Raw genomic sequence first — 10,270 nt, forward strand, 5'->3', positions numbered from 1 at the left:
GCAAGACGCTCGGCTGGGATACCCCAGCCGAGCGTCTTCGTGATCTACTCACCACCTAAAACCGAGTGGTGTTGCGACGACCCCTTGAACCCAAGATGCCCGGGCGGGGCCCCTCCTGTGGCGTTCTTGCGGAGTCACTCCGCGAGGACGGCCTCCGCCTCCAGCGTCACGCCGACGGCCTGGATCACCGAGGCGATCTTGAAGGCTTCCTGGACGACCTCACGCTCGACGCCCGCCTTGCGCAGGACCTGCTCGTGCGAGTCCAGGCACATGCCGCAGCCGTTGATGGCCGAGACCGCGAAGGACCACAGCTCGAAGTCGGTCTTGTCGACGCCGGGGTTGCCGATGACGTTCATCCGCAGACCGGCGCGCAGGGTGCCGTACTCGTGGTCCGACAGCAGGTGCCGGGTGCGGTAGAAGACGTTGTTCATCGCCATGATCGCCGCCGCGGACTTGGCCGCGGTGTACGCCTCCGGCGACAGGTTCGCCTTCGCCTCCGGCTCCAGCTCGCGCAGGACGATCGGCGAGCGCGAGGCGATGGCCGTGGCCAGCACCGTGCCCCACAGCTGCTGCGCGGGCAGGTCGCTGTTGCCGATGACCGAGCCCAGGTTGAGCTTGAGGTCCTTGGCGTAGTCCGGGACGGCGGACTTCAGGGAGTCGAGGGACATGCCTCACTCACCAGCCAGCAGCGCGACCGGGTCGAGGGTCTCGTCGCCCTTGCTCCAGTTGCACGGGCACAGCTCGTCGGTCTGCAGCGCGTCCAGGACCCGCAGGACCTCCTTGGGGTTACGGCCGACCGAGCCCGCCGTCACCATGGTGAACTGGATCTCGTTGTTCTGGTCCACGATGAAGACCGCGCGCTTGGCGAAGCCCTCCTCGTCCTCGATGCCCAGCTCGCGCATCAGCTCGTGCTTGGAGTCGGCCATCATCGGGAAGGGCAGTTCGAGCAGGTCCGGGTGGTCCTTGCGCCAGGCGTGGTGGACGAACTCCGAGTCACCGGAGAAGCCCAGGACCTGGGCGTCGCGGTCGGCGAACTCGTCGTTCAGCTTGCCGAAGGCCGCGATCTCGGTGGGGCACACGAAGGTGAAGTCCTTGGGCCAAGCGAAGATCACCTTCCACTTGCCCTCGTAGGTCTTGTGGTTGATCTTCTCGAACTCCTTGCCCTTCTCCAGCGAGACGCAGGCGGTCAGTTCGAACTCGGGGAACTTGTCACCGACAGTGAGCACACGCTCTCCTTGCAGCGAAGAAACACCGGCTTTGCCCGTGTTTCCCATGGGTTGGACCCTGATGATGTTGGCACAGAGTCAATTGATTACGGAAATAGCTACACTCGGTCGGGTTGATCGGAGGTGGTTATCAGTGACCGTCGGTAATGCCGCCAGGCGGAGGAGCCTGCCCAGCCTGTCCCAGTTGCGCGCCTTCGCGGCCGTCGCCGAGCACCTGCACTTCCGGGACGCCGCCGCCGCGATCGGCATGAGCCAGCCGGCGCTCTCCGGCGCCGTCTCCGCCCTGGAGGACACCCTCGGCGTGACGCTCGTCGAGCGTACGACGCGCAGGGTGCTGCTCTCGCCCGCCGGTGAGCGTCTGGCGGTGCGGGCCAAGGCGGTCCTGGACGAGGTCGGGGCCCTCATCGAGGACGCCGAGGCGGTCCGGGCGCCCTTCACCGGCGTGCTGCGCATCGGCGTCATCCCCACCGTCGCGCCCTACCTGCTGCCCACCGTCCTGCGTCTCGTCCACGACCGCTACCCCGACCTCGACCTCCAGGTCCACGAGGAGCAGACCGCGAGCCTGCTGGAGGGGCTGTCCGGCGGACGGCTCGACCTGCTGCTGCTCGCCGTGCCGCTCGGCGTGCCCGGCGTCACCGAACTCCCGCTCTTCGACGAGGACTTCGTGCTCCTCACCCCGCTCGACCACCGGCTCGGCGGCCGGGAGGGCATACCGCGCGAGGCCCTGAAGGAACTGAACCTGCTGCTCCTCGACGAGGGGCACTGCCTGCGCGACCAGGCCCTGGACATCTGCCGCGAGGCAGGCCGCGAGGACGCCCCGGTGACCACCACCGCCGCCGGCCTGTCCACTCTGGTCCAGCTCGTCGCGGGCGGCCTCGGCTGCACGCTGCTGCCGCGCACCGCGCTCAAGGTGGAGATCTCCCGCAGCAACCAGCTCCTCACCGGCTACTTCGCCGACCCCGCCCCCGCCCGCCGGATCGCCCTCGCCATGCGCACCGGCGCCGCCCGGGGCGCGGAGTACCGCGAACTGGCCGCCGCCCTGCGCACCGACCTGCGGGCGCTGCCCGTACGGGTGCTCGACTGCGACGCCTGAGCCGGCCGCCCGCCCCGGCCCCCCGGCCGTACCCTCGGCACACTCCGCCCCGAACATGCCGGGGCCTCTCGCCTCCCGGTGGGAGGAAAGGGGCCCAGGGCCGGGGGCCGGCCGGAGGTCACTCCGTGCGCAGGCCCTCCGGGCGCATCATGCGCAGCAGCGGAGGCAGGCTGAGCAGGGCCACCGCCAGGGCGATCCCCGCGCCCATGCCGGTCATGGTCAGCACGCTCGGCCAGTCGATGCTCAGTGCCGTGGCCGTCATCTTCAGCAGCACCGTGCCCAGTGTCAGGCCGACGGCCAGCGACAGCAGCAGCCCGAGGGCGATCGGGACCACCGTCTGCCACAGCACCGACAGGCTCAGCGTGCGCCGCCGGGTGCCGAAGGCGACCAGCGCCGACAGCAGCTTCCTGCGCTCGCGCAACTGCTCCAGCTGGGAGACCAGCAGGCTCGCCCCGATCAGGGCCAGCACACAGGTGGCGCCGACGAGCAGCCCGGTGCGGATGGAGGTGAACTTCTCCGACTGCTGGCTGGCCGTCCAGACCATCACGTCCGCGAACCGGTCCACGTCCGCCGCGGTGTTGCGCACGTACTCGTGCACGTCGCGCACGGAGGCGTCGATCGAGACGTAGACCTGGGCGGAGGGCTGCCCGGCCGCGGCCGGCAGCGCGCCCCGCGTCAGCAGGAAGCCGCCGTGCTCCATGCCCGTGGGGTCCGTGATGGCGCGGACCTTCTTCAGGTCCCGCGGCACCGTCCAGCGCACCTCGTGGGGGGGCTCCATCCCCTGGGACGTGTCCATGAACAGCTTCTTGCCGGGCTTGGCCAGGGCCGGGGTGTCCGTGTCGTACTTGGCGCCCTGGACGGCGAAGACGTCACCGTCACGGCAGGAGGACAGGGCTGCCACCTCGCGCAGCGCCGCGCAGTCGCCGATGGTCACCTCGGAACTCAGCTTGGGCCCGTCGGGCGAGGCGGCGGTCGTGCTGCCGACACGGGCGTTCGCCAGCGCGACGGCCTTGCGCACCCCGGGCGTCTGCCGGAACTTCGCGAGGGCCGGGTCGGTCGCGACCCCGTGCGAGAGCTGCACCTGGATCTGCGCCCGGTCGAGGTCGTTCTTGGAGACCTTGGTGTAGTCGCCCTCGATGCCCGCGAACAGCATCTGCAGGGCGATGGCGCCGGCCACCGCGACCGAGATGCCGTTCACCGTGCGGGCGGCGGTGCCGCTGTTCAGCTGGAGCCGGCGCACGGCCAGTTGCCAGGAGACCGAGCCGCGGCCCAGCCGGGCGACGACCGCCTCCACGATCCACGGCAGCAGCGCGGTCACGCCGATCAGCAGCAGGATCACACCGCCGGACACCAGGTACTGGTTGAAGTCGCCCTCGTCGCGTCCCTTGCCCATCATGGGGGCGAGCATCGCCAGGCCGGCCACCGGCAGCAGCAGCCGCCACCACAGGCGGCGCCGCGTGGGCTTGGCCGTGCGGACCACACCGAGCGGTTCGATGACCACCCCGCGCAGCGCGAGCAGGGTCACCAGCACCGCTGCCGCCGGGACGGCGACGGCGACCAGCGCGGCCAGCGCCGGGGACGGGTTGAGGTAGCTGGGGAACACGCTGATGCCCACGATCTCCATCGACCCTGCGGCCTCGCGGCCGAGCAGGAAGAAGACCGCGCCGAAGACCAGGCCGAGCAGTGCGCCCGCCAGGGCCTCGCCCGCCGCGATCCGGCGGGTCATCCGGCTGTCGGAGCCGACCAGCCGCAGTGCGGCCAGCCTGCGGTCGCGCCGGTCGCCGCCGAAGCGCACGGCCGCCGTGATGAACACCGCCACCGGCATCAGCAGCACCACGAAGACGACCAGCACCAGCAGGATCAGGACCGGGTCCTGGCGCTCGGGCACCCGGTGCGGCGAGCCGTACTCGCTGATCCGCGCGGTCTGCCAGCCGTTGATGTGCGGGGCCAGGCCCTCGGCGCCGGCGTAGTAGGCCAGTTCCTGCGAACCGATGAGCCCGCTCTCGCCGATCGTGCCGGTCACCCGGTAGGGCAGCCGGCCGCGCAGCAGCTTGCCGTCGTCGGAGTCGAGCAGCTTCTTCAGCGCGGGGGAGACCACCATGTCACCCGGCGCCGGGTAACCGCTGAGTCCGGGCGCGAGCGGGGCGCGCGGTCCCTCGGGCTCCACGAGCCGCCCGCGGATGTCCTTGTCCCCGAACGTCGTGTTGATGTCGGAGATGACGAGCGTGTTGTCGGCCTTGGGCTTGACCTTCTGGCTGTACGTGTAGTCGGAGCGGGCCTGGTCGCGTTCGTGCCGGACCGACAGCGCGGTCGGCAGCGCGGTCGTCAGCAGCAGCAGCGCGACGCCGAGCCCGACGCCGACGGCCGTCAGCAGCACCCGGGTCCAGCCCTCGCGCCCGCCGGTGAAGGCGAACTTGGCGCCCATGCGCAGGTCGCGCGCCCATCTGTGGACGAAGGAGGAGTCGGGCGGTGCCTCGGGCCGGGTGGCGGCGGGGGCGGGGTGGGCACTCATACGACGCGCTCCATGTCCCGTGACTTGCCGTCGCGGACGACGATCTCGCGGTCGGAGTACGCGGCCACCCGTGCCTCGTGCGTGACCAGCACGACGGCGGCGTTGGTGGACCGGGCGGCCTCGGTGAGCAGTTCCATCACGCGCTCGCCGTTGAGCGAGTCGAGCGCGCCGGTCGGCTCGTCGGCGAACAGCACCCGGGGACCGGTGACCAGCGAGCGGGCGACGGCGACACGCTGCCCCTGACCGCCGGAGACCTCGCCGGGCCGCTTCTTGCCGAGGTCGTCGACCTCCAGCCGGCTCATCCAGGTGAGCGCGGTGCGCTCGGCCTCCTTGCGCGGGGTGCCGTTCAGCCGCAGCGGCAGGGCCACGTTCTCCACACAGGTCAGTTCGGGCACGAGCTGGCCGAACTGGAAGACGAAACCGAACTCCGAGCGCCTGAGCGCGCTGCGCTGCGCGTCGGACATGGTGGCCAGTTCCCGGCCGTCGTAGAGGATCGAGCCCGAGTCCGGGGTGACGATCCCGGCGAGGCAGTGCAGCAGCGTGGACTTGCCGGACCCGGAGGGTCCCATCACGGCGACGACCTCGCCGGGGTGGATGGAGAACTCGGCGCCGTCCAGCGCGGTGGTGGGACCGTAGGCCTTGCGCAGGTCCTGGGCCGACAACAGGGAGCCGGGGGGAGGAGTCACCGGGTCACCGCCTCTCGGAGTTTTTCGAGGCGCGCGGCGGTGAGTTCGAGCCACCGCAGATCGGCCTCCAGATGGAACAGGGCGTGGTCGCAGATCAGCTGGTCGGCCAGGTCACCCTTGCGTTTGCGGTCGGTCAGGATCCGCATGCTGCGCAGGTGCTCGGCCCGCTGGGTGTCCAGCACGTCACCCGCGTCGCGCTCGGTGAGCAGGGCCAGGACGACCTTGGTGTAGAGGGTCGACTGAAGGTACGGCTCGGGCTTCTCGGGCGTGGCCAGCCACTGCTCGACGTCTGTGATGCCGGCCGCGGTGATGGCGTAGCGCTTGCGTTCGGGGCCGCCGCCGGCCTCGATCCCGTCGACTTCGACGAGACCGTGCTTCAGCAGCCGCGACATCGTCGAGTAGACCTGGCCGTAGTGCAGCGGCCGGTCGTGACCGAACGTCTCGTCGAAGGCCCGCTTCAGGTCGTAGCCGTGGCGCGGTCCGGACTCCAGGAGCCCCAGAAGGGTGTGACCGATGGACATGCGGAGAACACTACACACCGTGTATACGCACGATGTATACGCCCAGTGTGTAGAGGGTGGCCCGGTGTCAGGGCGGAGGGTGTAACCGCAGGTGGAAGGCGTTTGTCACGGTTCTGCTACGGGCGGCGGGCGGGCCTGGAGGTTCGGTGGCCTGGAGGGTCGGTGACCTGGAGGCTCGCGGGCCGCCGCCCGGCGCGGGCGGGGCGTCCCGCCGCTCGGGGCGCAGGCGGTGGCCGGGGCTACTGCGGTCCCGGCGGTGTCCTGCGCGGGGGCCGGCCCCGGCGGGGCAGCGGGCCGGTCCCGCCCGGCAGGCGGCCCGCGTCCGCGAGGGCGCGGCGCAGCAGGAACTCGATCTGGGCGTTGGCCGAGCGCAGTTCGTCCGACGCCCAGCGCGCGAGGGCGTCGTACACCGAGGGGTCCAGCCGCAGCAGCACCTGCTTGCGCTGCTGCGGCCCGCGCCGGGGGGCGGCTTCGGCGGCCCCCTCGGCTCCCGTGGCCCCCTCGGCCCCCTGGCTTCCCTCGGAGGGATCCGTCGCCGGGGTCACTGGTAGAGCGTCCCCGTGTTGAGCACCGGCTGCGGTGCCCGGTCCCCGCAGAGCACCACCATCAGGTTCGACACCATCGCCGCCTTCCGCTCCTCGTCCAGTTCCACGATGTCCTGCTCGGCGATGCGGGCGAGCGCCGCCTCGACCATGCCGACCGCGCCGTCCACGATCTCCCGCCGGGCCGCGACGACCGCGCCCGCCTGCTGCCGCTGGAGCATCGCGGAGGCGATCTCGGGAGCGTACGCGAGGTGGGTGAAGCGCGACTCGATGATCCGCACCCCGGCCGCCTCCACGCGCGCGTGCAGCTCGACGGCGAGCTTTTCCGTGATCTCCTCGGCGTTGCCGCGCAGGGACAGGCCGCCCTCGTCGTGGGCGTCGTAGGGGTACTCGATGGCGATGTGCCGCACCGCGGCCTCGGTCTGCGTGGAGACGAACTCCAGGTAGTTGTCGACCTCGAAGGACGCCTGCGCGGTGTCCTGGACCTTCCAGACCACGACCGCCGCCAGCTCGATCGGGTTGCCGTAGGCGTCGTTGACCTTCAGGACGGCGGTCTCGTGGTTGCGGACGCGGGTGGAGATCTTCTCGCGGGAGGTGAGCGGGTTCACCCAGCGCAGGCCGTCCTCGCGGATGGTGCCCCGGTAGCGCCCGAAGAGCTGGACGACCCTCGCCTCACCCGGCGCCACCATGTTCAGCCCCGCCATGGCGAGCAGCGCCGCTATGCCGACCAGGGCGCCGGCGACGATCAGCGCGGCCTTGCCGCCGCCGGTGAGGCTCGCGCCGCCGGCGATCAGGGCCACGGCCGCGAGCAGGCCGAGCAGGCCGAGCAGCAGGGCCAGGCCCCCCTTGATGCTGTGCGCCGCGAACTCCCGCACCTGGGGTGCGGGCATCTCGGGCGCGTCGGCCGTGGTCACCGCGGGTGGAGTGGCTGCGGACATGGAGGATCCCCCGTTTCTCGTGGAGCGTGCGAACGGCAGTCGTAGTAGCTCCTGCCTAGCTAAGTGATATCACTTTAACGGCGAACGGCAACCCCCGAACCCTCCCGGACGTCGGTTCACTTGGGGGCGGGTGCTGATTGTCACGTCCCTGAAGGCCCGGATCGGGGCCCCTTTGTCACAGAGAGCGGTGTTAGTTTTCTGAGCTGACCTGAACGACGTATGCGAGTGACAGCCGAGACATCCGAGACGGAAGCGGAGCGAACGGACGCATGGGACGAGCGGAAGAAAGACGAGCGCGACAGCGCGGTGGCCGCCGCGCGGCGCCCCGGCGCTCGACCGTGACACCGGCGACCGGCGTCGGGGACGGCGGCGCTCCGGGCGGCCGGGCCGCGGCCCGGCGCGCGGCCAGGCCCGCCAAGGCCAGGAAGAGCGGCATACGCCGCCTGTTCACCTGGAAGAAGATCCTCGGCACCGTCCTCGGCGTCTGCCTGCTCGGCATCGGCGCCTTCGTCGTGCTCTACATGCTGGTGGACATACCCAAGGGCAACGCCGCCGCCGAGCGGCAGAGCAACGTCTACAAGTACAGCGACGGCACCATCCTCGCCCGGGACGGCGAGATCAACCGCGAGAGCGTCTCCCTGGACAAGGTGCCCAAGGACGTCCAGCACACCTTCGTCGCCGCCGAGAACAAGTCCTTCTACCACGACTCCGGCGTCGACCTGAAGGGCACCGCCCGCGGTCTGCTCAACACCCTGACCGGCAAGGGCACCCAGGGCGGCTCGACGATCACCCAGCAGTACGTCAAGAACTACTACCTCACCCAGGACCAGACCGTCACGCGCAAGCTGAAGGAACTGGTCATCTCCCTGAAGGTGGACCAGCGGGAGAGCAAGGACGAGATCCTCGCCGGCTACATCAACACCAGCTACTACGGCCGCGGCGCCTACGGCATCCAGGCCGCGGCCCAGGCCTACTACCGCGTCGACGCCCAGCACCTGACCGTCGAACAGGGCGCCTACCTGGCCGCGCTGCTCCAGGCGCCGAGCCAGTACGACTGGGCGGTGGCCGGGCCCAACGGCAAGCGGTTGGTGCAGGCCCGCTGGAACTACGTCCTCGACAACATGGTCAAGCAGCACTGGCTCGATGCCGGCAAGCGCCAGGCGATGAAGTTCCCGGTGCCCAAGGAACCCAAGGGCGCGCCCGGCCGCGAGGGCCAGAAGGGCTACCTGATCGAACTCGCCAACAAGCAGCTGGAACAGCAGCTGATGCAGGAACAGGGCATCACGCAGTCCCAGGCGGAGGCCGCGGTCGTGGACCGGGGGTGGACCATCACCCTGAACATCGACCGCAAGAAGCAGGCCGCGCTGGAGGACTCGGTCAAGAAGCAGCTCACCAGCAAGCTCGACCCGAAGAAGCGCAAGGTCGACGCCGACGTCCAGGCCGGAGCGGTCTCCGTCGACCCGAAGACCGGCCGGATCGTCGCGCTGTACGGCGGCCAGGACTACTTCAAGCACTACATCAGCAACGCGACCCGGCGGGACTTCCAGCCGGCCTCCACGTTCAAGCCGGTCATCCTGGCCGCCGCCATGGACGAGGGCGCCAAGACGCAGGACGGCCTGCCGATCGACGCCAACACGATCTACGACGGCACCAGCGAACGCCCGGTCGTCGACCACGGCTCCAAGGTCGGCTTCGCGCCGCCCAACGAGGACGACGTCAGCTACGGGAACATCACCGTCCAGTCCGCCATGAACAAGTCCGTCAACTCCGTCTTCGCGCAGATGGGTGTCGACGTGGGCATGGAGAAGGTGATGGCGACGGCCAAGAAGCTCGGCATGGACACCGAGGGCATGCAGGCCGTGCCCGCCCAGACCCTCGGCTCCATGGGGGCGAGTCCCCTGGAGATGGCCGGGATCTACGCCACCCTCGACAACCACGGCAAGAAGGTCACCCCCGGCATCATCGCCGCCGCCGAGAACCGGACCCGGAAGGTCTCCGTGACCGACCCGGTCGGGGACCAGGTCATCAGCCGCGAGGCCGCCGACACGGTCACCTCGGTCCTGACCGGCGTGGTCGACGACGGTACGGCGCGGACGTCGGTGGCCGACAACCCGCTGCGCGACGGCCAGCAGGTGGCGGGCAAGACCGGTACGTCCGACAACAACTGGTCGGCCTGGTTCACCGGTTACACCCCGGACCTGGTCACCTCGGTCGGGCTGTTCGGCGAGAACCCCAAGACCAGCAAGCACACCACGATGACCGGCGCCACCGGCCTGCTGCCGGGCAAGGGCCGGATCAACGGCGGTGGCTACCCGGCGGAGATCTGGGCCGGTTACACCTTCGGCGTCATGGGTGACACCAGCAAGTTCGACCTGGACACCACGCAGGGCGCGGCCAAGCAGACGCCGAGCCGGACCCCGTCGATGACCCAGTCGCCGAGCCTCTCGCCGTCGATGTCGCCGAGCCACTCGCCGACGCAGCCGTCCCACTCCGCGAGCCAGCCGCCGCCGAGCCACTCGGCGACGCAGTCGCCCAGCCACTCGCCGTCGATGTCGCCGAGCCACTCGCCGACCGCGCCCGACCCGTCGACCAGCACCTCGGCGGACAACCCGCTCGACCCGAACGACCAGCAGCACCTGCACGACCGGATGCCCGGGCAGTAACCGACGGCGGGCCGCCGGCCGGGAAGCCGGGAGCACGACGGCGGAAAGCCGGAGAGCCGGGAGGACGAGGGCGACCCCCGCGGCCTCCA

9 protein-coding genes are annotated in these 10,270 nt (G+C 70.5%); 2 read left to right on the forward strand and 7 right to left on the reverse strand.

The annotated features are described in order from the left end of the window. Nucleotides 1–134: 134 nt before the first annotated feature. Both ABZ719_RS36475 and ABZ719_RS36480 read right to left on the reverse strand, forming a co-directional pair. Nucleotides 135–668, reverse strand: a complete 534-nt coding sequence (locus ABZ719_RS36475) for an alkyl hydroperoxide reductase (RefSeq protein WP_037862023.1) — start codon at nt 666–668, stop codon at nt 135–137. 3 nt (nt 669–671) lie between these two features. Next, entirely contained in the window at nt 672–1,226 is a 555-nt protein-coding gene (locus ABZ719_RS36480) for a peroxiredoxin (RefSeq protein ID WP_037862022.1), read from the reverse strand. A gap of 133 nt (nt 1,227–1,359) precedes the next feature. Between ABZ719_RS36480 and ABZ719_RS36485 the strand changes: the two genes are divergently transcribed. Beyond that, the gene (locus ABZ719_RS36485) at nt 1,360–2,319 is read left to right on the forward strand and encodes a LysR substrate-binding domain-containing protein (RefSeq protein WP_366729471.1); all 960 of its coding nucleotides are present in this window, start codon (nt 1,360–1,362) and stop codon (nt 2,317–2,319) included. Between the two features lie 118 nt (nt 2,320–2,437). Here the strand turns inward: ABZ719_RS36485 and ABZ719_RS36490 are convergent, their stop codons facing one another. The 5 genes from ABZ719_RS36490 to ABZ719_RS36510 form a co-directional block, all read right to left on the reverse strand. Continuing rightward, nucleotides 2,438–4,744 (reverse strand): FtsX-like permease family protein, encoded by a 2,307-nt coding sequence (locus ABZ719_RS36490; protein ID WP_366729475.1) that lies wholly within the window; start codon nt 4,742–4,744, stop codon nt 2,438–2,440. Between the two features lie 83 nt (nt 4,745–4,827). Continuing rightward, on the reverse strand, nt 4,828–5,517 hold the full coding sequence (locus ABZ719_RS36495) for an ABC transporter ATP-binding protein (RefSeq protein WP_037862020.1): 690 nt from the start codon (nt 5,515–5,517) through the stop codon (nt 4,828–4,830). Further along, nucleotides 5,514–6,038 (reverse strand): PadR family transcriptional regulator, encoded by a 525-nt coding sequence (locus ABZ719_RS36500; protein WP_037862019.1) that lies wholly within the window; start codon nt 6,036–6,038, stop codon nt 5,514–5,516. Before ABZ719_RS36500 ends, ABZ719_RS36495 begins: the two co-directional genes overlap by 4 nt. A gap of 239 nt (nt 6,039–6,277) precedes the next feature. Beyond that, nucleotides 6,278–6,583, reverse strand: coding sequence for a hypothetical protein (locus ABZ719_RS36505; protein WP_366729472.1), 306 nt, complete (start codon nt 6,581–6,583; stop codon nt 6,278–6,280). Continuing rightward, entirely contained in the window at nt 6,580–7,518 is a 939-nt protein-coding gene (locus ABZ719_RS36510; protein ID WP_366729473.1) for an SPFH domain-containing protein, read from the reverse strand. The genes ABZ719_RS36505 and ABZ719_RS36510 overlap by 4 nt, the downstream gene beginning before the upstream one ends. 269 nt (nt 7,519–7,787) lie before the next feature. Here ABZ719_RS36510 and ABZ719_RS36515 point away from each other — a divergent pair, with 269 nt between their 5' ends. Further along, complete coding sequence (locus ABZ719_RS36515) at nt 7,788–10,181, forward strand: transglycosylase domain-containing protein (protein ID WP_366729474.1); 2,394 nt, start codon at nt 7,788–7,790, stop codon at nt 10,179–10,181. The last annotated feature ends 89 nt before the right edge of the window (nt 10,182–10,270 follow it).

Origin of the sequence: Streptomyces sp. NPDC006743 (assembly GCF_040703815.1) — a bacterium.
Taxonomy (GTDB): domain Bacteria; phylum Actinomycetota; class Actinomycetes; order Streptomycetales; family Streptomycetaceae; genus Streptomyces.